This window comes from Sphingobium sp. BS19 (assembly GCF_027925545.1).
Classification (GTDB): domain Bacteria; phylum Pseudomonadota; class Alphaproteobacteria; order Sphingomonadales; family Sphingomonadaceae; genus Sphingobium.
On the sequence record NZ_BSEF01000009.1, the window covers coordinates 124,370 to 148,365 of the forward strand.

Sequence of the window (23,996 nt, forward strand, 5' to 3'; positions counted from 1 at the left end):
GACGTCATGACGGTGCGCCCTAGCGACCTGAAAACGCGCGCCATCGTTGGCCTCGCACTGATCTGTGTAGCCGTCGCTTGCCTGTTGATGGGGCATATATTGTTCTGGATGCTGGCTTCGCTAGCCGGTGTGTTGATGCAGGGCGAATGGGCGAGCTTGATTGGCGCGGATGCGCGGGCGCGGCGATTGTCGATGTTCGCGATTTGCGTGCCGCTGGCGATCATGGCGCCCGATCCGTTAGCGGCGGGGCCATCCTTTCTTGCCATCGGCTTATTGTTTGGTGCGGTGATATTCGTGGCCGCGATCACGCGGTCTATCCGATTGGCGCTGGGCATCCTCTATGTCGGTGTGCCGGTGCTGGCGCTGCTATTCCTGCGCGCGCAGTCGGGTGGATTGCTGCTGGCATTCTGGGCGCTGGGGCTGGTGTGGGCGACGGACATCGGTGCATATTTTGCGGGGCGCTCCATCGGTGGGCCGAAGCTCGCGCCGTCTATCAGTCCGTCAAAGACATGGGCTGGGCTGGGCGGCGGCGTTCTCGCGGCGCTGGCCTTTGGCTTTACGCTGCACTTCATGGCGGGATTGCCGCTGCGTCTGGCGGCGGCGTGCGGGATATTGGCGGTGGCGGCGCAAGGCGGCGATCTGTTCGAAAGCGCGCTCAAGCGGAGGGCAGGGGTGAAGGATAGCGGCAATCTGCTCCCCGGTCATGGCGGTGTGCTGGATCGGCTGGACGGCGTCGTGACTGCCGCACCGCTCGCGGCCTTGCTGGTCGTGCTGCCGGGGTTGCTATGACGCGGCGTATATCGATTTTCGGAGCGACCGGGTCGGTCGGCACCTCCACCCTCGATCTTGTGGGGCGGGACGAAGGCGCATGGCAAGTCGTCGCGCTTACCGCGCATAGCGATGTAGCGGCACTGGCGGCGGCGGCGCGGAAATATCGCGCGGACGTGGCGGTGATCGGGCAGGAAGCGCTCTACGCCGATCTGCGCGATGCACTGGCGGGCAGCGGCATCCGTGCCGAGGCAGGCGCGCAGGCGTTGATCGATGTCGCACGGCTCGATGTAGACTGGACGATGGCCTCCATCGTCGGCACCGCAGGACTGGAGCCGACACTGGCCGCGCTGGAACGTGGGCATACGGTGGCGCTTGCCAACAAGGAATCGCTGGTGTCGGCCGGTGCGCTGATGATGCAGGCGGTGCGCGAATCCGGCGCGACGCTGTTGCCCGTGGACAGCGAACATAACGCGATTTTCCAATGCCTTGCGGGCGGAAGCATGGAAGACGTGCGACGTATCACGCTGACCGCCAGCGGCGGACCGTTCCGTGAGTTTACGCGCGAGCAGATGGCAGCCGTCACGCCCGCGCAGGCGGTCAAGCATCCCAACTGGTCGATGGGCGCGAAGATCAGCATCGACAGTGCCACGATGATGAACAAGGGGCTGGAACTGATCGAAGCCGATCACCTGTTCCCCGTAGGTCTCGACAACATCGAAATCCTCGTCCACCCGCAATCGGTCATTCATTCGATGGTCGAATATCGCGATTGTTCGACACTCGCGCAGTTGGGCAGCCCCGACATGCGCATCCCCATCGCTCATGCCCTTGCATGGCCCAGACGGATCACGACGCCTTGCTTGCCCCTAGATCTGGTGACGATCGGTCGGCTGGATTTCGAGGCCCCTGATCCCGTCCGCTTCCCCGGTCTGCGGCTGGCGCGCGATGCGGCAAGGGCAGGGGGCGGGCATCCCGCCACGCTCAACGCGGCCAATGAAGTGGCGGTTGCTGCCTTTCTGTCGGGGCGTATCGGCTTCCTCGATATCGCCGCGATTGTGGAAGAGGTGCTGTCAGGCTATAGCGCGCCAACGCCCCGCTCGATTGCGGAGATACTGGAGGCGGATGGCGCGGCCCGCCACGCCGCGTCCCGCATCGTGGAAAGAGTCCAAGTTTGATTGAAAATCCAAGCCTCCTGCTGACCGTCTTTGCCTTTCTCGCCATCATCGGCCCGCTGGTTTTCGTCCATGAATTTGGGCATTACATCGTCGGGCGCTGGTGCGGCGTGAAGGCGGAAGCGTTCTCGATCGGATTCGGCAAGGAGCTGTTCGCCTGGGTCGATAAGCGCGGCACGCGCTGGCGTCTCGCGATGCTCCCGCTGGGCGGCTATGTGAAGTTCAAGGGCGACATGAACGCCGCCAGCCAGACCGATCCGGAATGGTTGACGATGTCTGCGCAGGACCGCGCCGAAAGTTTCCCGGCCAAGCCGGTGTGGCAACGCGCCGCCATCGTATTTGCCGGTCCCGCGATCAATTTCCTCGCTGCGATCCTGCTGCTCGGTGCGCTGGCCTATATACAGGGCGATCCGGAAGCGCCGCCTGTCGTCGGTGCCGTGTCGAACGGATCGGCGGCGCAATCGGCTGGCCTGAAGGCAGGCGACCGGATCGTCAGCATCATGGGCCGCGACATTGGCAGCTTCACGGACATCTCATCCATCGTCACTCTGCGCCCCAATGAAGTGCTGCCCTATGTGGTGGAGCGCAACGGTCAGCGATTCGATGTATCGATTGCGGCGGGCACGCGGATCGAAAAGGACCGCTTCGGCAATGTCTTCCGTCTTGGGCAGCTTGGCGTGGCGTCTGCGCCGCTGGTGTTCCGCCCCGTCAGCCTGATCGAAGCGCCGGTCGTCGGTGCGCGCAAGGTGGTGCAGCTTTTCAGCTCGTCGATGGATGGCCTGTGGCAGATCATTACGGGTCGTCGGTCGATGAAGGAACTGGGTGGCCCGCTGAAGATCGCCGATGTGTCCGGACAGGCCGCTAATATGGGGTGGCAGAGCTTCATCTTCCTGATGGCCTTCATCTCGATTAACTTGGGGTTCATCAACTTGTTGCCAATCCCGATGCTGGATGGCGGGCATCTGCTGTTTTACGCATTCGAGGGGATAAAGGGGCGTCCGGTCAGCCCACAGGTGCAGGAAATGGCCTATCGATCCGGCCTGATGGTGCTCCTGAGCCTGATGGTGTTCGTGACTTTCAACGATTTGTCGTCTTTCGGACTGTGGAGAAGCCTGTCTGGCTTGATCGGCTGAGCCGGTTGAGGCAGTGAGGCTCGCCAAGGATCGAGCAACAATTTGCAACAGCCGCGTGCTGTGTTTTTTACATGTGGCCGATGGCCGTGACTTTATTTCAAGGGTGATGCGGGTGACAGCGACCAAAAGCAGCAATTTCGACAGGCCGGCGGCGAAGCGCATGGCGCTGGTCGCTCTGTTGACGGGAACGATGCTGGCCGGATTGCCTGCCTCCGCGCAGACCCGTGCCCCCACTGCGCCTGCTGCCGCGCCAGCGACGCCCCCGGCGGCGCAGATCGCTGCGCCGGTCAAGGCAATCAACATCACCGGGCAGCAGCGTCTGGAATCGGACACGATCCTTTCCTACACAAAGCTGCGCGTCGGCCAGCCCTATACGCGCGAAACTCTGGATCAGGCGCTGCGTGACCTGTTCGAAACGGAATTGTTCGCCGATGTGCAGATCCGCGACGACAACGGCACGTTGACCATCGAGGTCAAGGAAAACCCGGTCATCAACCGCATCGTGCTGGAAGGCAACAAGCGGCTGAAGGAAGACAAGATTCGGCCGGAAATCAAGCTGGCGCCGCGCCAGATCTATACCCGGTCGAAGGTCCGCGCCGACGTTGCCCGCATCATCGAACTGTATCGCCGTCAGGGCCGCTTTGCAGCAACGATCGAACCGAAGATGGTGCAGCTCGATCAGAACCGCGTCGATATCGTCTTCGAAATTACCGAGGGGCCAAAGTCCAAGGTTCGCCAGATCAACATCATCGGCAATGAGAAGTTCAAGGACGGCCGCCTGCAAGGCGAAATGGCGACCAAGGCTGCACGCTGGTTCCGCTTGTTCTCTTCAGGCACCAGCTACGATCCCGATCGGCTTGCCTATGACCAGCAGAAGCTGCGCCAATTCTACCTGACCAACGGCTATGCCGATTTCCGCGTTATTTCCGCCGTGGCCGAACTGACGCCCGACAAGCAGGACTTCATCATCACCTATGTGGTGGAAGAAGGTGAGCGCTACAAGTTCGGCGACGTGAAGGTGGAAAGCGACATTCGCGATCTGTCCGGCGATTCGCTGACCAAGCTGCTGCCGATGAAGAAGGGCGACTGGTACGACGCGAAGAAGGTCGAGGATACCGTCGACAATCTGAACGAAACTGCCGGTCTGTTCGGCTATGCCTTTGCCGACGTGTCTCCGGATTTCAACCGGAGCAAGGAAGACCTGACGATGGGGATCACGTTCCGCATCGGCAATGCGCCGCGCGTCTATGTCGAGCGGATCGACATCAACGGCAACACGCTGACGCAGGACAAGGTCGTGCGCCGCGAATTCCGCGTGGCGGAAGGCGACGCGTTCAACAGCTTCGCGGTCAAGCGGTCGAAGGACCGCATCAATTCGCTCGGTTTCTTCCAGGAAAAGCTGGATATCGAACAGAAGCCGGGTTCCACGCCCGACCGCATCATTCTGGAAACCAATGTCGAAGAAAAATCGACCGGCGAACTGTCGCTGTCGGCGGGCTATTCCAGCCTTGAACGCTTCATCATTTCCGGCTCGATCACGCAGCGCAACTTCCGCGGCAAGGGCCAGGAACTGCGCACCAGCGTCAATTATTCGGCCTATTCCAAGTCGGTGGAAGTCGGCTTTACCGAGCCGTATCTGCTCGACAAGAACATCGCCGTGGGTGGCGACATCTTCCGCCGCGATCTGAACAGCTTCCAATATGGTCTCAACAACGACCGTAATACGACTTATCAGCAGACCAGCACCGGCTTCCAGCTTCGAGCAGGTGTGCCGCTGACCGAATATATGTCACTGGCGCTGCGTTATGGGGTGAGCCTCGACAATGTGACGCTGGCCCGCGGCACATTTTTCTCCGATAACAACGGCGACGGCATCCGCGGCAACAGCGATACCGATTTCTGCGACTCCCGGCAGGCCGGCCGGTATCTGTGCGATGCCATCGGAAAGCGAACGACTTCGTCCATCGGCTATTCGCTTATATTCGACAATCGCGACAATCGCATCCGCCCGACGCGCGGGCAGAGCCTCACGCTCAGTCAGGACATTGCTGGGCTGGGCGGCAGCGTGAAATATGTGAAGACGCGCCTTGCGGGCAGCAAGCATTTCAACATCGGCAGCGGCTTCATCGCCAGCCTGACTGCCGAAGGCGGCTATATTCATTCTCTGGAAGGCGCGCGCTTCGATAACACAGGTGCTACGCCTGTCGAAATCGAGCGCGTTCGTCTGACCGATCGTTTCTTCTTGGGCGAACCGCAGATGCGCGGATTTGCCATTCGCGGCATCGGTCCGCGCGTCTTGCGCTATTATCTGGCATCGGACGGCAGCGGCAAATACGTTCGCGACACGAGCCGCAACGGCTTCACCGACGATGCATTGGGTGGCAAGATATATTATATGGCGCGCGGTGAAGTGGAAATTCCGCTTGGGTCGGGCGCCAGAGAACTGGGACTGCGCCCATCGGTATATGTCGATGTTGGCGCCGTGGCCGGCATCAAGAACCCCATCCTCACCAATTTTGCCGGTACGTGCGCCGTACAGGCCACCGCAACTGTCCCGGGAAAATCGGCAAACGCAGTTTCGCCAGGGGTGTGCCCTGCGGGTTACGCGAATACGGATTATCTCGACCGGTCCGGTTTCGAGGAAATCTACACCGGCGACACGCTCAAGCCACGCCTCTCGGTCGGCTTCGGTGTAAACTGGAACTCGCCGTTCGGCCCCTTCCGCATCGATATTGCGAAGGCGCTGCTGAAGGAAACAGGGGACAACGACAAACTCATTACTTTCAACGTAGGGACTCAATTCTGATGAAGAATATTTTTAAAGCTGCCGCATTCGCGTTCGCGCCGATGACAGCGATTGCACTGGCGACCACGCCTGCCGCCGCTCAGTCGAAGGCTGGCGTTGCCGTCGCCAATCTGGAGCAGGCCGTTGCCACCAGCACTGCCTACACCACTGCACGTACCCAGATGAACACCACGTACAAGGCGCAGATCGATGCCTTCAATGCGCGCAAGACTGCGATCGACGCCGATCTGAAGACCAAGGGCGAAGCCTTGCAGACCGCCATCAACGCGGCTGGCGGCAAGCCGACCCCCGCTTTGCAGACGCAATATGAGCAGTATCAGCAGCAGACCCAGACCTATCAGGCGGAACTGCAGCGTTTGGGCCAGCCCATCGGTCTGGCGAACGCCTATGTCGAACAGCAGATCACAGCCAAGCTGTCCGACGCGCTGAAGGCCGCGATGACTAAGGCTAAGGTCGATCTCGTTCTCTCGCCGGAAGCGACCGTATCCTATCAGCCAACCGTGGACATCACCGCGGCTGTCGTGACCGAACTGAATGCGCTCGTCCCCAGCGTCGGCATCACGCCGCCCGCCGGTTGGCAGCCTGCGCAGCGCGGTCAGGGCGCACCTGCTCCTGCAGCCGCTGCACCGCAGAACCCGGCGCAGAAGCCGACGTCGCGCTGATCGGTCGATCTGAATGACGGACACTACGCCTGGCGTTGAAACGCCGGTAACGCTTGGCCCCCTGGATATCCGGGGGGTCATGGCGGCCCTGCCGCATCGGTTCCCGATGCTGCTGATCGACCGCGTCGTCGCCATGGTGCCGCACAAGAGCATCCACGCGATCAAGGCGGTGACGATCAACGAGCCGTTCTTTGCGGGGCATTTCCCCGAACGGCCGATTATGCCGGGCGTATTGATCGTCGAAGCGATTGCGCAGGCGGCGGGCGTGCTGGCTGTGGAATCGATGGGCCTCGCCGGAACCGGCAAGCTCGTTTATTTCATGGCCATCGACGGCGCGAAATTCCGTGCGCCGGTGGAGCCGGGCTGCCTGCTCGACATCCATGTCGAATTCACGACGCTGCGCGGGTCAATCTGCAAGTTCACGGGCAAAGCCATGTCGGACGGCAAGTTGATGGCCGAAGCGCATTGCACTGCAATGATCGCCGACCCGCCTAAGTAGTACGGCTTGGTTCCCCGGCCTTCGCCGGGGAACAATTCGGTAGCCCGCAACCACACAGATATTGCCTTTTCGCCGAAGAACCGCTAACCGCGCGCCTTCGCAAGAGTTTCACGCATCCAAAGGCCGGTCGGAACCGGCCATCACCGGAGCATTACCCATGAAGACCGATACGCATCCCGATTACCACTTCATCACCGTCCAGATGACCGATGGCACCACCTATCGCACCCGCTCCACCTGGGGCAAGGAAGGCGATACGCTGGCGCTGGATATCGATCCCAAGTCGCATCCGGCCTGGACCGGCGGTACGCGTCAGCTCGATCAGGGCGGCCAGGTTGCACGCTTCAACAAGCGTTTCGGCGGCCTTACGCTCAAGAAGTAAGCACCGGATCATCGGTATGGAAAAGGGCGCCTGCGAGGCGCCCTTTTTTGTTGCTGTTTCTCCTCGCCCATCGGGAGAGGATAGTGGAAGTTGCCAGCTTGCTGGATACCGGAACTTGGAGAGCGGTTCTACCCTGTCGATAGCTCCGATCCCTCTCCAACTACGACTAGGCCTGCGGCCAAGTCTTCGTATCCTCCCCCAAAAGGGGAGGAACATATCGCTACTGCGCGGGCGGCGGGCGATTCTCTACCGGCTGTGTCGGTGCGATGCGCGGGGCCGGAGTAGGCTCCGGCGCATCCGGCTCCTGCGGCGCGGCAGGATCGATGCCCAGATTGACCCCGTCCGGTCCGATGCCGATGTTCACATTGCCGATCTCGGTCGCGACGCTCACATTAGCGATGGCGTTCACGAGGTCCGCCGCATTCTCAGGCTCGGCGACTTCTGCGGCCGGCTCGTCGATGGCCTGTGCCATGAAATCGCGCCACACGCGCGCGGGCACGCCACCGCCCGCAAAGCCGGGCAGGGGGCTGTTGTCGTCATTCCCGACCCACACTGCCGTCACCAGCCCGCCCGCATAGCCCACGAAGATCGCATCGCGATTGTCCTGCGTCGTGCCGGTCTTGCCAAAGGTGCTGGTGCGCAAGGCCGCCGCGCTGCCCGTGCCACGATTGGCGGCGGATGAGAGCAGGTCGCGGATCATGTCCAACTGATCGCTGCTGAACGATTTCTGCCGGTCGATGATCGACGCGACCCAGCTACGCTCTTCGGGCGGCAGGCCATGCGCCTCGACCGGATACGCCCCCGCCGCGACGGCGGCATAGGCCTGCGTCAGTTCCAATATCGTCACTTCGGACGTGCCGAGCGCGGAAGAGAGATTCTCCTGAATGGGGCTGGTGATGCCCAGATCGCGCGCCACCTTGATGACGTTGCGGATGCCGACCTGCTGCGCCAGCCGGACGGCGGCGACATTGCTCGACACGGCAAAGGCCTGCCGCAAGGTTATCCGCCCGCGATAGCGCCCGTCGTGGTTGGCGGGGCGATATTCGCCTTCGGTAATCGGCGTGTCGTCGATCATGTCTTCGGGTGTCATGCCTGCGCGGAAAGCAGCGAGATAGACGAACAGCTTGAAGGTCGATCCGGGCTGACGCTTTGCCTGCACGGCGCGGTTGAAGGCGCTGTCCTTGTAACTTTTGCCGCCCACCATTGCGACGACGGTGCCGTCGGTCTTCATCGTGACCAAGGCGATCTGCGCCTTGCCCAGCGGCGCACGGCGCACGGCGGCTTCGGCCTGCTTCTGCACCTTGGCGTCCAGCGTAGTCGTGATTTCCTGCGCGCCATAGACGGCCCCGGCGCGGTCGCGCGCTTCGGGCAGCACCCAGTCCGCGAAATAGGTGCCTGTCGTTGCCGAAGCACTGGACTGCACGTCGAGGCGGGCAGGGCGCAGCGCGTCCTTTTCCGACTGGCTGATATAGCCAGCCTCGACCATAGCCTGCATCACCAGCGCCGCGCGATCCCGCGCGCCGGACAGGTTGGAGGTGGGCGCGAGACGGGAGGGCGCCTTGAGCAGCCCCGCCAGCATCGCGGCCTGTGGAATGGTCAGCCGGTCGGGACGGCGGTTGAAATAATGGAGGGCCGCGGCGCGCAGACCATAGACATTGTCGCCGAAATACACGTTCGACAGATAGCGTTCGAGGATCTGATCCTTCGTCAGCCACGCCTCCAGCCACAGCGAAATCAGCGCCTCACGCAATTTGCGGCTGGCGGTGCGGTCGCTGTTGAGGAACACGCCCTTGGCAAGCTGCTGAGTGATCGTGCTGCCGCCCTGCGATGCGCCATCCGACCAGATATTGTGCCACATGGCGCGCGCAATGCCGCGCGGATCGATGCCCCAGTGACTGTAAAAACGCCGATCCTCGATCGCCATGAACGCCTGCGGCACGTGCGCGGGCAGTTCCGCGATCGTCACCGGCTTGTCGATGATCGCGCCCTTGCGCGCGATCACCTGACCATCGGCGGACAGCAGCGTGATGCTGGGCGGGGCAATGGGTTTGAGCGAGCGGGACAGCGGCGCGGTGATCGCCAGCCACGCCACCAATATCATGAACACCGCCAGCATCCCGGCCATTATCCAGCCGAGAATCTTCATCTTCTTACGTAAGGGCGTAGGCGTGAAGCTGCTGGGCGGTCCGCGACCAAAGTTGGAAGCGGGCGGCGGCGTGCCGGTGGGCAGGGGTTCGGGGAAGGGCGTCATAGGGTCGGAACAAACTGTATTATATGAATCATACAGTCAAGCCTTCCGATCTGCCTGATTGGGCGATAGCGTCTGCCAGAGGGATAATCCACGCCTAACCGCATCATGATCCAATCTATCCGACGTGCGTTGGGCGTATCGCTATGGGTGCGGCTATGCGAAAGCGGGATCAGAGAATGCGGGAGATGACGACAGTGGACCAGGCAAAGGCGACAGGACGCGGAAAACTGCGCATCGACGCGCGGCTGCTCATCGTTTTTCTGTTTTCATGTGTCGGCTTATTCATCTTCGGCAAGATCGCTTCGGAAGTGATGGAAGGCGACACCATGGCGCTCGACCGGCACATTATTGAAGCGCTACGCAATCCCGCCAACCTCGCGATACCCATCGGCCCGCCATGGCTACTCACCGTGATGCGCGACATCACGGCGTTGGGCGGATGGACGGTGCGGACGCTCATAACGCTTCTGGTCGTCGGCTTTTTGGCCGTCGCGCGCTATCGGGCGATGGCACTGTTCGTGGTGCTGGCGATAGGTGGGGGCGAGATCCTCAACAATGTCCTGAAAGGGCTGTTCGACCGACCGCGCCCCGACATCGTGCCCCATCTGGTCGATGTGCATTCCACCAGCTTCCCGAGCGGTCACGCCATGAACGCGGCTATCGTCTATCTGACGCTGGGCGCGATGTTGGCCCGGACCCAGCCGCGCCGCGCCGTCCGTATCTATATCCTGTCCGTGGCCATCGCGCTGGCGCTCGTCATCGGCGCGTCGCGCGTCTATCTCGGCGTCCACTGGCCGAGCGACGTGCTGGCGGGATGGGCTGCCGGTGCGAGCTGGGCGTTGCTCATGTCGCTCGTGGCGCAACGGTTGCAGCGGCGACACACGCTGGAGGGAGCGACACAGGCATGAGCGAAGGCCGCACCTTGACCGCGCCGGAACGCGCAATGGCCGCCAGCATCTTCGGCGGCGCGATCGATCTCGACCCGGTCCGAATCTATAACCGCGCATGGTGGCCGTTCCAGCCGCGCGGCGTCACCATGGCCCCGCGTGGCTCCATCCATTTTCATCACAAGGGCGACAGCTATTGCGACTGCTTCGGTAGCAATAACCTGGGGATGCAGGGGCATCTGATCCACGAACTGGTGCATGTGTGGCAGCATCAGCGCGGCGTGAACCTGATCCTCAAGCGCCACCCCTTCTGCCGCTACAGTTACACGATCAAACCGGGCTGGACGCTGGACCGCTATGGGCTGGAACAGCAGGCAGAGATCGTGCGCCATGTGTTCCTGATGCGTCATGGCGTGAGAGTGCCCGGCGCGCCACCGCGCGAAACGCTGGAAAGCATATTGCCGTTCGGAACAGGTTGACCCGCCGCCGCGATCCGGTCGAAGAGGGGGCACGCACCATCGGCCAAAGGACAGTCATGACCCACCCCGCTTCCGTGCAACCGATATCCCAACGCAATCGCCTGTTCGCGATATTCGGGGGTTCGGCGGGCAATCTGGTCGAATGGTACGACTGGTACGTCTATTCCGCCTTCGCGCTCTATTTCGCGCCGATCTTCTTTCCCAAGGGAGATCAGACTGCGCAGTTGCTTAATACCGCTGCCGTCTTTGCCGTCGGATTCCTGATGCGCCCCATCGGTGCGTGGATCATGGGCGTCTATGCCGACCGGCATGGGCGCAAGTCCGGGTTGACGCTTTCCATCGGTCTGATGTGCGGCGGTTCGCTGCTGATCGCGGTCGCACCCAGCTACGCGCAGATTGGTTACTGGTCGCCCGCGTTGCTGATCCTTGCACGGCTGATGCAGGGGTTGAGCGTCGGTGGCGAATATGGGGCCAGTGCGACCTATCTTTCCGAAATGGCGAGCCAGAAGAATCGCGGGTTCTTCTCCAGCTTCCAATATGTCACGCTCATCATGGGGCAATTGCTGGCGCTCGGCGTGCTCATCCTGTTGCAAGCGACGATGAGCGAAGCGACGCTTGAATCGTGGGGCTGGCGCATCCCGTTCTTCATTGGCGGGGCGCTGGCGATCAGCGTCCTGTACCTGCGCCGTCGCCTGATGGAAACGCAATCCTTTCAGGCGACCAAGGATAATGACGGCCCCAAATCGGGCATGTTCACGCTCTTCCGGCTCTATCCGGGGCAGGCGCTGCTGGTGATCGCGCTGACGGCCGGCGGCACGCTCGCCTTCTATGCGTACTCGACTTACATGCAGAAATTCCTGGTCAACACATCGGGTTTCAGCCGCGAAGCCGCCACCGGCATCATGGCCTGCGCGCTGTTCGTCTATATGTGTCTGCAACCGCTGGTCGGCGCGTTGTCCGACAGGATCGGGCGGCGACCCATCATGATCGGTTTTGGCGTGTCGGGTTTGCTGGCGACGGTGTGGATATTCCGGTCGCTCGAAACCGTCCGCAGCCCGGTCGAAGCGTTCTTCCTCGTCCTCTTCGCGCTGACCATAGTCAGCGGTTACACCGCGATCAACGCAGTCGTGAAGGCGGAGCTGTTCCCCGCCAGCATCCGCGCGCTGGGCGTTGCGCTACCCTATGCCATCGCCAATGCGCTGTTCGGCGGCACGGCGGAATATGTCGCTTTCTATCTCAAGGATATCGGGATGGAATCGACCTTCTACTGGTATGTCACCGGCATGATCGGCCTGTCGCTGGTGTCGTACCTCTGGATGCGCGACACCCGCCGCCACAGCCTGATCGACCGCGATCTGGATTAAAGCGCCAGTATCTCGTCCACCCATTGCGGCACCAGCGCGCTTGCCGCACCGATCCGCGTTTCGTGGAAATAGATGCTACCGGCCGACGGATCGAGGTTCAGTTCCAGCGTATGCGCTCCCACATGGCGCGCCGTCTGCACGAACCCGGCGGCAGGATAGACCGCGCCCGACGTGCCGATGGACACGAACAGGTCAGCCTCCCGCAACGCCGCGTCTATCCGCTCCATCTCATACGGCATCTCGCCGAAGAACACGATGTCGGGGCGCAGGCTGGGCGCTTCGCAGAAGGGGCAGTGTGTTTCCGGCGGCATCGGATCATGCCACGGCTTCGACGCGCCACAGGCCGCGCACAGCGCCGACATCAATTCCCCGTGCATGTGCAGCAACCGACTCGCGCCCGCCCGCTCATGCAGATCGTCCACATTCTGCGTCACGATCAGCAATTCCCCCGGCCACGCATGGTCCAGCGCCGCCAGCGCATCATGCGCGGGATTGGGCACTACCTCCGCCAGCTTCGCCCGCCGCTCGTCATAGAAACGATGGACTAGTGCCGGATTGTGGGCCAGCGCCTCGGGCGTGCAGACATCTTCCACCCGATGCCCTTCCCACAGCCCATCCGGCCCGCGAAAGGTCGCAAGCCCGCTCTCGGCGGAAATTCCCGCGCCGGTAAGGATGACAATGTTGCGAATGTCTGGCATCCGCGCATCGAAGCAGGATAGCAGCAGGGGCGCAACAGCAATGACCGCGATTGGCATTTACGGCGCGACGGGCCGCATGGGGCAGGCGATTGCGCTGGCGGCGGGCGAAGCCGGCGTCGGCATTGCGGGCGGCGTGGATCGCGTGGGCGTTAGCGGAGAGATCGCGCCCGGCATCGCCATCGGCAGCGACTCTCTTGCGCTGGCCGAAGTCAGCAGCGTGCTGATCGACTTCTCCTCCCCCTCTGCGCTGGGCGAGCATCTCGACGCGTGCATCGCGGCGCGGCGTCCTATCGTGATCGGCACCACGGGGCTGGAAGACGTGCATCACGCGCTGATCGATCAGGCCGCGACGCAGATCGCGGTGCTGCAAACCGGCAATACCTCGCTGGGCGTCAACTTGCTCGCAGCGCTGGTCGAGGATGCGGCGCGGCGCCTGGGCGACGATTGGGACATAGAGATCGTCGAGATGCACCATCGCCACAAAGTCGATGCGCCCTCCGGCACCGCGCTCCTCCTTGGCGAAGCAGCCGCGCAGGGCAGGGGCGTTGCCCTTGCCGACAGCAAGGTCAGCGGTCGCGACGGCATTACCGGCGCGCGCGCGGCGGGCAGCATCGGCTTTGCGGCGCTGCGTGGTGGATCGGTGGCGGGCGACCATCAGGTGATCTTCGCGACCGAAGGCGAACGCATCGAAATCGGCCACCGCGCCGAAAACCGCAGCATCTTTGCCCGCGGCGCGATCAAGGCTGCGCTCTGGCTCGAAGGACAACCGGCAGGGCGCTACGATATGAAGAGCGTGCTGGGCCTGTAACGCGCGCATGAAAAAGGCTGACATCTTCGAATTTTACCGGCGGCTGGCGGAGGCCAATCCCGCGCCGCAGACTGAACTCGCCTATGGCAACGACTATCAGTTGCTGGTCGCCGTCACCTTGTCCGCGCAGTCCACCGACGTCGGCGTGAACAAGGCGACCAAGCTGCTGTTCCAACAGGTCGAAACGCCCGCGCAGATGGTTGCGCTGGGCGAGGACGGCCTCAAGCAGCACATCAAGACCATCGGCCTGTTCAATGCCAAGGCGAAGAACGTTATCGCCCTGTCCGAAATACTGGTGCGCGATTTTGGGGGCCAAGTGCCGCAGGACCGCGACCTGCTGACGACGCTCCCGGGTGTCGGGCGCAAGACCGCCAATGTCGTGATGAACACCGCGTTCGGCGCAGAGACTTTCGCGGTAGACACCCACATCTTCCGCGTCGGCAATCGCACCGGACTCGCGCCGGGAAAGACGGTCGTCGCGGTGGAGGACAAGCTCGACCGGCAGACGCCCGCACCCTTCCGCCGCGACGCGCATCACTGGCTGATCCTGCACGGCCGCTATATCTGCAAGGCGCGCAAGCCTGAATGTTGGCGCTGCCCGGTGGTCGACCTGTGCCGTTTCAAGTCCAAGACCCCCGAACCCGCACAAAAGCCCGCCCGACCATAATCCACGCATTTTGCCGCTGGCGCTGTCGCATAGCCTTTGCTAAGCGACCCCACGGCATACGCCGAAGCACCCGTAGCTCAGCTGGATAGAGCGCTGCCCTCCGAAGGCAGAGGCCACAGGTTCGAATCCTGTCGGGTGCACCATTAGATAGCTGTTATGCTTTGTAGGCGGGTAGGGCTGGGCCTACACGATGGTTAAATTGGCTTCGCTGAAGCTGGAGCTAATTTACCTCCGCGTCGAAATGCTGCCAAATATGGTAGTAATCTTGCCCAGCGACTATGTAGCGGCGCTAATTGTTCTAGCCCAATCGCTATCCCAAGGGCGTCATAAAGCGCCACTTGATGATCCTCCCCATTAGAAACTAGAACATTTGAAGCCATTGGATAGCCAAGGCTTTCGAGGCTACCACTAAGCTGCACGAATACTTCGATTACAGCTTTCCGCATTTCTTCCGGAATATTTACCGCTTCCGGATCGTGCTGTCTAAAAATACGTTGGAACACACCCGAGGTTGTAAGAAATCGCGCATAGCTGATAGGATGAGTGGTAGGGCTATAATTTAGGGTCAAAGTGTCTAGGTAGATTAAGGCGATATAGGCTCCGAGAACGTAATGCTTTCTAAGAAGGAGCGTTTTTTCAATGCCACCGCGCGTTGCGCTTGAATATTCGAGTGCTTTGGCAAACCGTTCAAATACATCGACGACGCTTGACGTTGCTGAACTGTCGGCATCCATTTCTAAAGTTCTAAGAGTTAGCGCTCTGTCTGTGTCGTCTACGCAGAACTGCGGAAATTCATTCGACTGCAGGAACTCTAAGTGCCGATGAGCGACATGCGCTATCTCGTGCCCTAAAATATAGGTTATAGCTGCCTGATATACCGACCTATGCGCTTTCCCGCTGATTAAATCAGATGCATCTTCATAGTGAAAAACAATGTCCTTAGTTATGTCCAAGAGAAATTTATTCTGGTAATCTAGCGGTTGACTTTTCTCTTCATTCTTAATAAGATTAGCTAAGGGTGGGAGCGATTGTATTCTAAGAGATAATTTCATGAGCCCATAAAAGGCTCTTTCGTCAATCATTATGACAAATGTATCATCGCCAATGGAGGATACTTGAAATGGCGAAGTTGAGCCGCCGACGACGGCAAATTTAAGAGTTCCGCGAATTTCTAGTATGGTTGGAATTGCATCCATGATCCAACTCGCTTCACGAACGACGGCATAAAACGGATCGAATGCTTCTTCATAATAGTAAACGTACTGAGCGGCCGAGAGAGTCCGTCCAGATGCATTGATCCGCTTTACCATTTCATCCGTAGCATAGTGTCGTTGTGTATCGCTCATATATAAGCAGACCCGTCAAAGCGAAAAGAACAACCAGCAATTCGTACGCTTATACTGCGAAATGGCATTACAATGCGATGCTCGAACACTGTGCGCTTGTAGCGGTCTCCAACTCCCGTGTGAATGGCGATAAATTGCAGGGGTTCTATCAGCAACCCCCACCCACCCTTGCGCATCCCACCGCGCTGCGCCACATCTCCCGCATGACCACGCCTCCGCTAAAAGCCGTTCTCGTTCCTGTCACGCCGCTCCAGCAGAATTGTACGCTGCTTTGGTGCACGGCGACCAACAAGGGGGCGTTTGTTGATCCGGGGGGCGATCTGGACCGGTTGAAGGCTGCCGCGGCGCAGCACAATGTCACGATCGAGAAGATCCTCGTCACCCACGGCCATATCGACCATTGCGGCGAAGCAGGCACGCTGGCGAAGGAACTGGGCGTGCCGATCGAGGGGCCGCATGAAGCGGATCGCTTCTGGATTTCGCGGCTGGAGGATGATGGCCGCAATTACGGCATCAACGGCAAGGTGTTTGAGCCGGACCGCTGGCTGGTCAATGGCGATCAGGTGACGGTCGGCGAATTGACGTTCGATGTCTATCACTGCCCCGGGCACACGCCCGGCCATGTCGTGTTCCACCACGCCCCGTCGAAGCTCGCCATCGTTGGCGACGTGCTGTTTCAGGGCTCCATCGGGCGCACCGACTTCCCGATGGGCAATCATCAGGATCTGATCGACGCGATTACCGGGCGGCTATGGCCGCTGGGCGGGGAGACGGCGTTCGTCCCCGGCCACGGTCAGATGAGCACCTTTGCCCATGAACGCCGGACCAATCCCTATGTCGCCGATCAGGTGACGGGTGTTGCGGGCTGATTCTGTTCTCCTGCGAAAGCAGGAGAACGGCGCGGACCTTAAGCCGTCGCGCTGAGCGGTTCGGTCGCCATGCCTTCGCCCATGCCGATGTACACGGCGTAGAGCGCCGCAATCGACAGCGCGATAATCACTACGAACGTGACCAAGATGCCGATCATCCGCGTCTTGGCCGGGGTATCCGAATCCATGCCGAACGCATGAAGAATCCGCGCGACCAAATAGGCGGCAACCGTCGCCCACAGCCATGTCGCGCTACCCAGCGCCATTTCGACCAGGCCGGTCAGAATCAGCACGAACGGCGTATATTCGACATAGTTGGACTGCGCGCGCATCCGCTTGCTCAGCGGGCTGTTGCCGCCATCGCCATGCAGCACCTTTTCCGCCATGCGGATGCGGCCGATACGCATCGCCAGCCACAGGTTGATAAGAGCCGCCGCCGCTGCGAACGTCAGCGTAATTGGTAAGAACATCGTGGAATCCCCCGGTAGTGAGCGGCAACCTTGCCCCGCCGGGTTCTTCACGGCAAGGCACATATCGCGTATATGCCAAGCAAGGAATCTCTTGCACCCGATCCAAAAAGCGGTATAGGCGCAGGGCTTCGCGATATTCCGGGCCGCATGGGTCTGCGGCTCGATTGGCCGTCAGCATCTTCCAAGCGTTCCGGCCGTTCGCACTGACATTAATATACGGAAACAGGTGCCGCATGGCTGTCCCAAAGAGGAAAACGTCCCCTTCAAAGCGTGGTATGCGTCGCAGCCACGATACGCTGAAGGTTGAAGCTTACCAGGAATGCTCCAATTGTGGTGAGCTGAAGCGTCCGCACAATCTGTGCAACGCCTGCGGCCACTATAACGGTCGCGAAGTCATCGCGGTCGGCGCGTAAGCACCCACACCTCTCCGTTTCAGGGGGATTTCAGTGAGCCAGTATCCGCGAATCGCCATTGACGCGATGGGCGGAGACGAGGGCGTTCGCGTGATGATCGCGGGCGCCGCTTTGGCCCGCCGACGTCATGACGGCTTGCGTTTCACGCTGTTTGGCGATGAAGCGCAGATTGTCGCAGCCCTCGAAAACCATCCGAATCTGCGCGCGGCATCCGAAGTGGTGCACGCGCCAAACGTCGTCGATGGATCGGACAAGCCCAGTCAGGCGATCCGCAAGAAAGACAGCTCCATGGCGCTGGCTATTCAGGCGGTGAAGGAAGGCAAGGCAGGGGCTGCCGTGTCCGCCGGCAACACCGGCGCGCTGATGGCAATGGCGAAACTGGCGCTGCGCACCATGCCGGGGATCGACCGGCCCGCGCTGGCGGCGTTGCTCCCCACATTGGGCGACAATGATGTCGTCATGCTCGACCTTGGCGCGAACACCGAATGCGATGCCCGCAATCTGGTGCAGTTCGCAGTGATGGGCGCCGCCTATGCACGCACCGTACTCGATCTTGAGCGGCCGCGTGTCCGCTTGCTCAATATCGGCACCGAGGAGCTGAAAGGTACCGACGAGATTCGCGATGCCGCTGCGCAATTGCGCGCTGCGACGGCGCTGCCCATGTCGTTCGACGGCTTTATCGAAGGCGACAAGATCAATCGCGGCGATACCGACGTCGTGGTGACTGAGGGATTTGCGGGGAACATCGCGCTCAAGACGATCGAAGGCACGGCGCGCTTCGTCACCGATGTTTTGCGCAATGCTTTTACCAGTTCGATTCGCTCAAAAATCGGTTTCCTGATTTCGAAGCCTGCAATGCATCTTCTCAAGCATCATCTCGATCCGAACAATCACAACGGCGCGGTGTTTCTTGGCCTCAACGGCGTGGTCGTGAAAAGCCACGGCAGCGCCAATGAAAAGGGCGTAGCCAACGCCGTCCACGTGGCCGCGCGGCTGCTGGAAGAAGACATTACACGTCGCATCGCCGACGATCTGGCCAATATCGGTACGCTTGCGGCTGACGCCAAAAGTGCCGGTGGCCGTAAAGGGGCGACGCCGCCCATGGAGCAGTCTGCAAAATGATTCGCCGTTCCGTTCTGCTTGGCACGGGCTCCGCCCTGCCGCCTCGCGCCGTCAGCAATGCAGAACTTGCGCAGACGGTGGATACGACTGACGAATGGATCGTGGAACGTACGGGCATCCGCAACCGTCACCTTGCTGCGGACGGTGAGACGACCGGTACTCTGGCGACCGAGGCCGCACGCAATGCACTGGCGGCGGCGGGCATCGATGCCCGCGAGATCGACCTGATCGTGCTGGCGACGGCGACTCCCGACCAGACATTTCCGGCAACCGCGACCATCGTTCAGGCGGCATTGGGTATCAATGACTGCATCGCCTTCGATCTGGCGGCGGTCTGTTCGGGCTTTCTGTACGCCATGTCGGTTGCCGACAGCATGATCCGCGGCGGCACCGCGCACAAAGCGCTGGTGATCGGATCGGAAACGTTCAGCCGCATTCTCGACTGGGAAGATCGCGGCACCTGCGTTCTGTTTGGCGACGGGGCAGGCGCCATCGTACTGGGCGCCGAAGAAACCGCCGAGGGCCATCGCGGCATCCTCGCCACCAAGCTGCATGCCGATGGCCGCTATAACGACATGCTGTATGTCGACGGTGGCGTGTCGACCACCGGCACGGTCGGCAAGCTGCGCATGAAGGGCAAGGAAGTGTTCCGCCATGCCGTCGTCAACCTGGCGTCGGTGATGGGCGAAACATTGGATCAGGTCGGCCTGACCTCCGCAGACGTGGATTGGGTCGTGCCGCATCAGGCCAACGCCCGCATTCTGGATGCCACTGCGCGGAAGCTGGGCCTGCCGGCGGAAAAGGTCGTGATGACCGTGGATCGTCACGCGAATACATCGGCGGCATCGGTGCCGCTCGCGCTGGACGTGGCCGTGCGGGACGGGCGCATAAAGCAAGGCGATCTCATCGTGTTGGAGGCGATGGGTGGCGGTTTTACATGGGGAGCCTGCGTGCTGCGCGTGTGATCTGACTCGGTCAGGACCGGGATCGTATCGTAACGGTACATTCGGTCCGAAATCGTTGTTGTTGTTCGCTCGTACAGCTTGCAAAATCCCGTGTAATCAGGCAGATCGACCTTGAGTTGTTTCGGCACGGGATCGAAATGACCTTGGGTTTGCATCGGGTGGGGATTTGATGACGAACAATGCAACGTTGACGCGCGCCGATTTGGCAGAATCGCTGAATCGACAGATTGGACTATCGCGCGCGGAATCGGCCTCTATGGTTGAAACGATCCTGCGCCTAATGTGTGAAGCGCTTGCCAATGGCGAGAATGTCAAGATTTCAAGCTTTGGCACGTTTGTCCTGCGGGACAAGAATGAGCGGGTGGGCCGTAACCCCAAGACCGGGGTTGAAGTGCCGATCGCACCGCGCCGGGTGCTGACGTTCCGGGCGAGCCAGACCATGCGGGAACGCATCGCACGCGGCTAAGCATCTGCGGCTAAATGGTTGACGTTGGGCCCTTGCTGGGTGCAACATGATTGTCATGAAAGCGGATGGGGCATTTCTGACGATCGGTGAATTGTCGACCGAGCTAGGCTTGCCGCAGCATATCCTGCGCTATTGGGAAACGCGCTTTCCCCAATTGCGCCCGCTCCAGCGATCCGGCAACCGCCGCTATTATCGGCCTTCCGATGTAGCTTTGGCGCGGGAGATTCATCGACTGTTGAATGTCGAAGGGTTTACCGTGCGCGGCGCGCAAAAGGCTTTGGTGGATGTGGACCCTAACAGGGTCGCGGCTGTCGCCGAACCGACACCGGTACGGCCCAGTTCAGCAGATGAAGCGCCAATGCCTGTTGCCGCATTGGCCGACGCGACGTTAATCGCGCGTCTCGAAGCAATAAGAGAGAAACTCGCCGCCTCGCTTGCCTGATCGGTTTAGTGCACTTCAGGCCCGAGTGCCGCATCGAGATCGCGGGGGCGGACGAACGCTACCAGTGTCGCGTTTTTCGCGTCGGCATCCTTCCAATGGTCTACTGCGAATTCCAGGGTTGCAAGGCTGGCGGTCGGAAATTTCTCTTCCACCTCGTCGCGCAATGGATTGCTGCCATCGTCCGGCACCAGGTCAAGGATGAGGTCTTCCAGACCCGGGTTATGCCCTGCCATTAATACGCTGCCGGCACTATCCGGCATCGCATGGAGCACATCGATAAGCGCCGCGGAGGATGCGAGATAAATCCGTCGGTCCCACAATGTCTCGATCGCCTGGCCATAGCTGTCGAGGAAATGGTCGAGTGTTTCCACCACTCGCACGGCAGGCGATGCGACCAGAACGTCGAATGCCATCCCTTCCTTCTTCGCAAAACGGCCCATCAGCGTCGCGGCACGCTCACCGCGCTCGTTAAGCGGTCGGTCGAAGTCGCGCTTCACCGGATCGTCCCAGCCCGATTTGGCATGGCGCAACAGGGTCAGACGCTTCATTCTATCTCCACCGCTGCTCAGGCTGAACCTGCGCCATCGTGATGCACCAAAGTTGCCGCCGCGCCAAGTGCGTCAGGCACAGAAAGTCGACTGACCGCGATGATCGCTTCGTCCAGAGTGACCCTACGGATCGCGACGCCTTCGGGAAACGCCGACAGCAAACGGCTGGGCATGGCGGCAGACAGGATCACGAAACACCCCCGGTCGCTCGCGCGGCGGATCAGCCGTCCGAAGGCCTGCGCCAGTCGCGCGCGGATCAGCGCATCGTCGTAACGGCTTCCGCCGCCTGCCAGCTTGCGCGCGCTGTGCAGCACTGTTGGTTTTGGCCAGGGGACGCCCTCCATCACCACCAGCCGCAGCGAATCGCCCGGCACATCGACACCGTCGCGCAGGGCATCGGTGCCGAGCAGCGAAGCGCGCGGATCGTCGCGGAAAATATCGACCAAAGTGCCCGTGTCCATCGGATCTACATGCTGCGCGAACAACGGCAATCCCGCGCGTGCCAGCCGGTCGGCGATCCGCGCATGGACCGCGCGCAACCGACGGATCGCCGTAAACAGCCCAAGCGTCCCGCCCTGCGCCGCTTCGATCAGCCGCGCATAAGCGCCTGACATCGCGGCGATATCGCCTCGCTTGATATCGGTGACGACAAGGACTTCGGCTTGCGTAGGGTAATCGAACGGACTGACAGCCTCGAACCGCGCGGCGGGGCGGGAGAGGTGTAACGTGCCACTACGCGCTTCCGCCAGATTCCAGTCGCCGCCGCCTTTCAGCGTAGCCGATGTCACGATCACGCCATGGGCGGGTTTCAGCACTGCGGACGCCAGCGGCTTGGTAGGGTCGAGCCAGTGGCGATGGATGCCGATGTCGAACTCGCGTCCTTCATAGCGATCGACCGCCAGCCAATCGACGAAATCGGGGTCCGCCGGCCCCCCAATGCGCGATAGTAGCGCCAGCCACGCCGCCACCAGATCGCATCGCCAGCCCAGCGACGCGATGGCCCCTTCGATCCGAGCGCGCGCCTGTCCGTCGAGCCAATCGGGCGGATCCTGCACTACCGCTTCCAGCCTTTTGCCCAGATGCGTCAGCGGACGGAGCAAAGCGTCCAGAGCCTCCGCTGCGGCCTGCGCCGCTTCGACCAGCGCGCCATCTGGCTCGGCCAGTTCGGTTTCCAGCCCATATCCCGCGTCGGCGTCCTTGCCGCTCTCTGCCGCCCGCGCATATACCGTGCCCCGCACCGCCGCGAGCAAAGCCTCGACCGGCCCGAACGGATCGCCCGCCACCACCCGCTTGAGCCATTCGTCGCCCGGAAGCGCCTGCGCCGCATGGCGAGCCGCTTCAATCGCCAGCGCACCTTCGGCATCATAGCTCGCCACATCGGACAGCCGCGCGGCCAGACCGCGCCGCCTTCCGCGCGAGGAACCTTCCGGCCCGATCACCCAGCGTCGCAGCTCGATGGCTTCCTGCCCAGACAGCAAGGCAGCGAAGGTCGAATCGGCGGCATCGAACAGGTGATGGCCTTCATCAAAAATGATCCGCTGCGGCTGGTTGCCCGTTTCCCGCCCGCGCGCCGCGTTGATCATCACCAGCGCATGATTGGCGATAACGATGTCCGCTTCCGCCGATGCCCGCGATGCTCGCTCGATGAAGCATTTGCGGTAATGTGGGCATCCTGCGTAGATGCACTCGCCGCGCCGGTCGGTCAGCGCGGTCGATCCATTGCGCCGGAACAATGTCGGCAGCCATCCGGGCAGGTCGCCGCCCACCATGTCGCCATCCTTGGTGAACGCCGCCCAGCGCGCCACCAGTTGCGCCAGCACCGCCGCACGTCCCGCAAAGCCGCCCTGCAATGCGTCTTCAAGATTGAGGAGGCAGAGATAATTTTCCCGCCCCTTGCGCACGACCACGCGCCGCTTGCGCGTCTCCGCGTCAGGAAACAGCCGGATCGTCTCGCGGTCCAGTTGCCGTTGCAGCGCCTTGGTATAGGTCGATATCCACACCGCGCCGCCTGCCTCTGCGGACCAGAGCGATGCGGGCGCGAGATAGCCCAAGGTTTTGCCGATCCCGGTCCCTGCTTCGGCGAGCAGCATATTGGGCTGATCCCGCATCGCGCGTGGTGCGAAGCTGGCGGCGGCATTTTCGGCATAGGCGCGCTGGCCGGGGCGGGTTTCGGCGCCATGCCCCGTCAACATGTCGAGCCGCTCCAGCACCTTGTCGCCGTTCAGGCTGATGGTGCGCGGGGCAGGGCGGGGGGCAGTTTCCTCCCATTCGGGCAGCTTGGAAAACAGCCAGCGCTCCGCTTCCTGGGGTGTCGCCAAATGGGGCGTGACCAATTGCGCCCATGGCCAGCGCAGCCGGTACAGCGATTGCGCCGATGTCCACGCCCCTTCGCGCTCAGCCCAGTCGCTTGCCGAAAGTTGCGCGATCAGGCGCTCGGCAATCGCATGGATCAGCGCGGGTATGTCCGCTTCGGTGGCAGGCGCAGGCAGGCGCAACGCTTCGGCCAGTCCTTTGGCGGTCGGCACCACAAAGCGTGCCGGATGCACGAACGCCCATAATTCCAGCAGGTCGAGACCATTGAGATCGGCATAGCCCAGCCGCTGTCCCGCCAATGGACCGTTCAGCAGCAACACCGGCGTCTCCGCCGTGCGTCCCACGGCTTCGCCCTTCGATATGCCGCGTGTTTCTCCCCCCTCGCGCAACCATATGCCGCCGTGGCTGGCATGGAGCGCGGGATAGGCAAGCGGGGAGGGCAGCGAAGGATTCACTTCGTCTG

Annotated in this window: 24 protein-coding genes and 1 tRNA gene; 19 read left to right on the forward strand and 6 right to left on the reverse strand. The window is 61.5% G+C overall.

Annotation, left to right across the window (positions count from 1 at the left end):
- The first annotated feature begins 6 nt into the window (after positions 1-6).
- The 7 genes from QMG56_RS12210 (at position 7) to rpmE (ending at position 7,425) form a co-directional block, all read left to right on the forward strand.
- Entirely contained in the window at positions 7-789 is a 783-nt protein-coding gene (locus tag QMG56_RS12210) for a phosphatidate cytidylyltransferase (protein ID WP_281822762.1), read from the forward strand.
- Complete coding sequence (locus tag QMG56_RS12215; protein ID WP_281822763.1) at positions 786-1,946, forward strand: 1-deoxy-D-xylulose-5-phosphate reductoisomerase; 1,161 nt, start codon at positions 786-788, stop codon at positions 1,944-1,946. The genes QMG56_RS12210 and QMG56_RS12215 overlap by 4 nt, the downstream gene beginning before the upstream one ends.
- The gene (gene rseP, locus QMG56_RS12220) at positions 1,943-3,076 is read left to right on the forward strand and encodes an RIP metalloprotease RseP (RefSeq protein ID WP_281822764.1); all 1,134 of its coding nucleotides are present in this window, start codon (positions 1,943-1,945) and stop codon (positions 3,074-3,076) included. The genes QMG56_RS12215 and rseP overlap by 4 nt, the downstream gene beginning before the upstream one ends.
- A 106-nt stretch (positions 3,077-3,182) precedes the next feature.
- The gene (gene bamA, locus QMG56_RS12225) at positions 3,183-5,882 is read left to right on the forward strand and encodes an outer membrane protein assembly factor BamA (RefSeq protein WP_230188304.1); all 2,700 of its coding nucleotides are present in this window, start codon (positions 3,183-3,185) and stop codon (positions 5,880-5,882) included.
- Positions 5,882-6,544, forward strand: coding sequence for an OmpH family outer membrane protein (locus QMG56_RS12230; RefSeq protein WP_281822765.1), 663 nt, complete (start codon positions 5,882-5,884; stop codon positions 6,542-6,544). The genes bamA and QMG56_RS12230 overlap by 1 nt, the downstream gene beginning before the upstream one ends.
- Positions 6,545-6,557: 13 nt before the next feature.
- Positions 6,558-7,043 carry a 3-hydroxyacyl-ACP dehydratase FabZ gene (gene fabZ, locus QMG56_RS12235; RefSeq protein ID WP_230188302.1) on the forward strand — a complete coding sequence of 162 codons (486 nt, stop codon included), beginning with the start codon at positions 6,558-6,560 and terminating at the stop codon, positions 7,041-7,043.
- Between the two features lie 157 nt (positions 7,044-7,200).
- On the forward strand, positions 7,201-7,425 hold the full coding sequence (gene rpmE, locus QMG56_RS12240) for a 50S ribosomal protein L31 (RefSeq protein ID WP_104953960.1): 225 nt from the start codon (positions 7,201-7,203) through the stop codon (positions 7,423-7,425).
- A 220-nt stretch (positions 7,426-7,645) separates the two neighbouring features.
- Here rpmE and QMG56_RS12245 read toward each other — a convergent pair whose 3' ends face one another.
- Entirely contained in the window at positions 7,646-9,676 is a 2,031-nt protein-coding gene (locus QMG56_RS12245; protein WP_281822766.1) for a transglycosylase domain-containing protein, read from the reverse strand.
- Positions 9,677-9,861: 185 nt separating this feature from the next.
- Here QMG56_RS12245 and QMG56_RS12250 point away from each other — a divergent pair, with 185 nt between their 5' ends.
- From QMG56_RS12250 to QMG56_RS12260, 3 genes are read left to right on the forward strand one after another with little or no spacing between them, the layout of a single operon-like run.
- Complete coding sequence (locus tag QMG56_RS12250) at positions 9,862-10,584, forward strand: phosphatase PAP2 family protein (RefSeq protein ID WP_281822767.1); 723 nt, start codon at positions 9,862-9,864, stop codon at positions 10,582-10,584.
- Entirely contained in the window at positions 10,581-11,042 is a 462-nt protein-coding gene (locus QMG56_RS12255; RefSeq protein ID WP_281822768.1) for a vgr related protein, read from the forward strand. The genes QMG56_RS12250 and QMG56_RS12255 overlap by 4 nt, the downstream gene beginning before the upstream one ends.
- A gap of 56 nt (positions 11,043-11,098) precedes the next feature.
- Entirely contained in the window at positions 11,099-12,406 is a 1,308-nt protein-coding gene (locus QMG56_RS12260) for an MFS transporter (protein WP_281822806.1), read from the forward strand.
- On the opposite strand, the gene QMG56_RS12265 is transcribed toward QMG56_RS12260, so the two are convergent.
- Positions 12,403-13,104 carry an NAD-dependent deacylase gene (locus QMG56_RS12265; RefSeq protein WP_281822807.1) on the reverse strand — a complete coding sequence of 234 codons (702 nt, stop codon included), beginning with the start codon at positions 13,102-13,104 and terminating at the stop codon, positions 12,403-12,405. The two genes, QMG56_RS12260 and QMG56_RS12265, sit on opposite strands and share 4 nt — an antisense overlap.
- A 40-nt stretch (positions 13,105-13,144) precedes the next feature.
- Here QMG56_RS12265 and dapB point away from each other — a divergent pair, with 40 nt between their 5' ends.
- The 3 genes from dapB to QMG56_RS12280 all read left to right on the forward strand — a co-directional run bounded on the left by dapB (position 13,145) and on the right by QMG56_RS12280 (position 14,722).
- Positions 13,145-13,912: a 4-hydroxy-tetrahydrodipicolinate reductase gene (dapB, locus tag QMG56_RS12270; RefSeq protein WP_230188297.1), complete on the forward strand. Its 768-nt coding sequence runs from the start codon at positions 13,145-13,147 to the stop codon at positions 13,910-13,912.
- Between the two features lie 7 nt (positions 13,913-13,919).
- On the forward strand, positions 13,920-14,579 hold the full coding sequence (gene nth, locus QMG56_RS12275; RefSeq protein WP_281822769.1) for an endonuclease III: 660 nt from the start codon (positions 13,920-13,922) through the stop codon (positions 14,577-14,579).
- A gap of 66 nt (positions 14,580-14,645) precedes the next feature.
- Positions 14,646-14,722 (forward strand) — tRNA-Arg (locus QMG56_RS12280).
- Positions 14,723-14,773: 51 nt separating this feature from the next.
- On the opposite strand, the gene QMG56_RS12285 is transcribed toward QMG56_RS12280, so the two are convergent.
- Positions 14,774-15,925: a hypothetical protein gene (locus QMG56_RS12285; protein WP_281822770.1), complete on the reverse strand. Its 1,152-nt coding sequence runs from the start codon at positions 15,923-15,925 to the stop codon at positions 14,774-14,776.
- A gap of 203 nt (positions 15,926-16,128) precedes the next feature.
- Here QMG56_RS12285 and QMG56_RS12290 point away from each other — a divergent pair, with 203 nt between their 5' ends.
- Positions 16,129-16,794 carry an MBL fold metallo-hydrolase gene (locus QMG56_RS12290; RefSeq protein WP_281822771.1) on the forward strand — a complete coding sequence of 222 codons (666 nt, stop codon included), beginning with the start codon at positions 16,129-16,131 and terminating at the stop codon, positions 16,792-16,794.
- Positions 16,795-16,832: 38 nt separating this feature from the next.
- Here QMG56_RS12290 and QMG56_RS12295 read toward each other — a convergent pair whose 3' ends face one another.
- On the reverse strand, positions 16,833-17,264 hold the full coding sequence (locus QMG56_RS12295; RefSeq protein ID WP_281822772.1) for an MAPEG family protein: 432 nt from the start codon (positions 17,262-17,264) through the stop codon (positions 16,833-16,835).
- 233 nt (positions 17,265-17,497) lie between these two features.
- Between QMG56_RS12295 and rpmF the strand changes: the two genes are divergently transcribed.
- From rpmF to QMG56_RS12320, 5 genes are all read left to right on the forward strand, one after another.
- Positions 17,498-17,677: a 50S ribosomal protein L32 gene (gene rpmF / locus QMG56_RS12300; protein ID WP_230188292.1), complete on the forward strand. Its 180-nt coding sequence runs from the start codon at positions 17,498-17,500 to the stop codon at positions 17,675-17,677.
- 33 nt (positions 17,678-17,710) lie between these two features.
- Positions 17,711-18,799: a phosphate acyltransferase gene (gene plsX / locus QMG56_RS12305; protein WP_375713688.1), complete on the forward strand. Its 1,089-nt coding sequence runs from the start codon at positions 17,711-17,713 to the stop codon at positions 18,797-18,799.
- The gene (locus QMG56_RS12310; RefSeq protein ID WP_230188291.1) at positions 18,796-19,764 is read left to right on the forward strand and encodes a beta-ketoacyl-ACP synthase III; all 969 of its coding nucleotides are present in this window, start codon (positions 18,796-18,798) and stop codon (positions 19,762-19,764) included. Before plsX ends, QMG56_RS12310 begins: the two co-directional genes overlap by 4 nt.
- A 169-nt stretch (positions 19,765-19,933) precedes the next feature.
- Complete coding sequence (locus tag QMG56_RS12315; protein WP_281822773.1) at positions 19,934-20,230, forward strand: integration host factor subunit alpha; 297 nt, start codon at positions 19,934-19,936, stop codon at positions 20,228-20,230.
- Between the two features lie 46 nt (positions 20,231-20,276).
- Positions 20,277-20,672 carry a MerR family transcriptional regulator gene (locus QMG56_RS12320; RefSeq protein ID WP_230188289.1) on the forward strand — a complete coding sequence of 132 codons (396 nt, stop codon included), beginning with the start codon at positions 20,277-20,279 and terminating at the stop codon, positions 20,670-20,672.
- A gap of 5 nt (positions 20,673-20,677) precedes the next feature.
- Here QMG56_RS12320 and QMG56_RS12325 read toward each other — a convergent pair whose 3' ends face one another.
- Together QMG56_RS12325 and QMG56_RS12330 are read right to left on the reverse strand one after the other, a co-directional pair.
- Positions 20,678-21,220, reverse strand: coding sequence for a histidine phosphatase family protein (locus tag QMG56_RS12325; protein WP_281822774.1), 543 nt, complete (start codon positions 21,218-21,220; stop codon positions 20,678-20,680).
- A gap of 17 nt (positions 21,221-21,237) precedes the next feature.
- The gene (locus QMG56_RS12330) at positions 21,238-23,988 is read right to left on the reverse strand and encodes an ATP-dependent DNA helicase (RefSeq protein WP_375713689.1); all 2,751 of its coding nucleotides are present in this window, start codon (positions 23,986-23,988) and stop codon (positions 21,238-21,240) included.
- Positions 23,989-23,996: the final 8 nt, after the last annotated feature.

Excerpts from the sequence above, each read along its gene's own strand:
- QMG56_RS12210 (WP_281822762.1), top strand. The coding sequence starts at position 7 with ATGACGGTGCGCCCTAGCGACCTGAAAACGCGCGCCATCGTTGGCCTC.
- QMG56_RS12215 (WP_281822763.1), top strand. The coding sequence starts at position 786 with ATGACGCGGCGTATATCGATTTTCGGAGCGACCGGGTCGGTCGGCACC.
- bamA (WP_230188304.1), top strand. The coding sequence starts at position 3,183 with ATGCGGGTGACAGCGACCAAAAGCAGCAATTTCGACAGGCCGGCGGCG.
- QMG56_RS12230 (WP_281822765.1), top strand. The coding sequence starts at position 5,882 with ATGAAGAATATTTTTAAAGCTGCCGCATTCGCGTTCGCGCCGATGACA.
- fabZ (WP_230188302.1), top strand. The coding sequence starts at position 6,558 with ATGACGGACACTACGCCTGGCGTTGAAACGCCGGTAACGCTTGGCCCC.
- rpmE (WP_104953960.1), top strand. The coding sequence starts at position 7,201 with ATGAAGACCGATACGCATCCCGATTACCACTTCATCACCGTCCAGATG.
- QMG56_RS12245 (WP_281822766.1), bottom strand. The coding sequence starts at position 9,676 with ATGACGCCCTTCCCCGAACCCCTGCCCACCGGCACGCCGCCGCCCGCT.
- QMG56_RS12250 (WP_281822767.1), top strand. The coding sequence starts at position 9,862 with ATGACGACAGTGGACCAGGCAAAGGCGACAGGACGCGGAAAACTGCGC.
- QMG56_RS12255 (WP_281822768.1), top strand. The coding sequence starts at position 10,581 with ATGAGCGAAGGCCGCACCTTGACCGCGCCGGAACGCGCAATGGCCGCC.
- QMG56_RS12260 (WP_281822806.1), top strand. The coding sequence starts at position 11,099 with ATGACCCACCCCGCTTCCGTGCAACCGATATCCCAACGCAATCGCCTG.
- QMG56_RS12265 (WP_281822807.1), bottom strand. The coding sequence starts at position 13,104 with ATGCCAGACATTCGCAACATTGTCATCCTTACCGGCGCGGGAATTTCC.
- dapB (WP_230188297.1), top strand. The coding sequence starts at position 13,145 with ATGACCGCGATTGGCATTTACGGCGCGACGGGCCGCATGGGGCAGGCG.
- nth (WP_281822769.1), top strand. The coding sequence starts at position 13,920 with ATGAAAAAGGCTGACATCTTCGAATTTTACCGGCGGCTGGCGGAGGCC.
- QMG56_RS12285 (WP_281822770.1), bottom strand. The coding sequence starts at position 15,925 with ATGAGCGATACACAACGACACTATGCTACGGATGAAATGGTAAAGCGG.
- QMG56_RS12290 (WP_281822771.1), top strand. The coding sequence starts at position 16,129 with ATGACCACGCCTCCGCTAAAAGCCGTTCTCGTTCCTGTCACGCCGCTC.
- QMG56_RS12295 (WP_281822772.1), bottom strand. The coding sequence starts at position 17,264 with ATGTTCTTACCAATTACGCTGACGTTCGCAGCGGCGGCGGCTCTTATC.
- rpmF (WP_230188292.1), top strand. The coding sequence starts at position 17,498 with ATGGCTGTCCCAAAGAGGAAAACGTCCCCTTCAAAGCGTGGTATGCGT.
- QMG56_RS12310 (WP_230188291.1), top strand. The coding sequence starts at position 18,796 with ATGATTCGCCGTTCCGTTCTGCTTGGCACGGGCTCCGCCCTGCCGCCT.
- QMG56_RS12315 (WP_281822773.1), top strand. The coding sequence starts at position 19,934 with ATGACGAACAATGCAACGTTGACGCGCGCCGATTTGGCAGAATCGCTG.
- QMG56_RS12320 (WP_230188289.1), top strand. The coding sequence starts at position 20,277 with ATGATTGTCATGAAAGCGGATGGGGCATTTCTGACGATCGGTGAATTG.
- QMG56_RS12325 (WP_281822774.1), bottom strand. The coding sequence starts at position 21,220 with ATGAAGCGTCTGACCCTGTTGCGCCATGCCAAATCGGGCTGGGACGAT.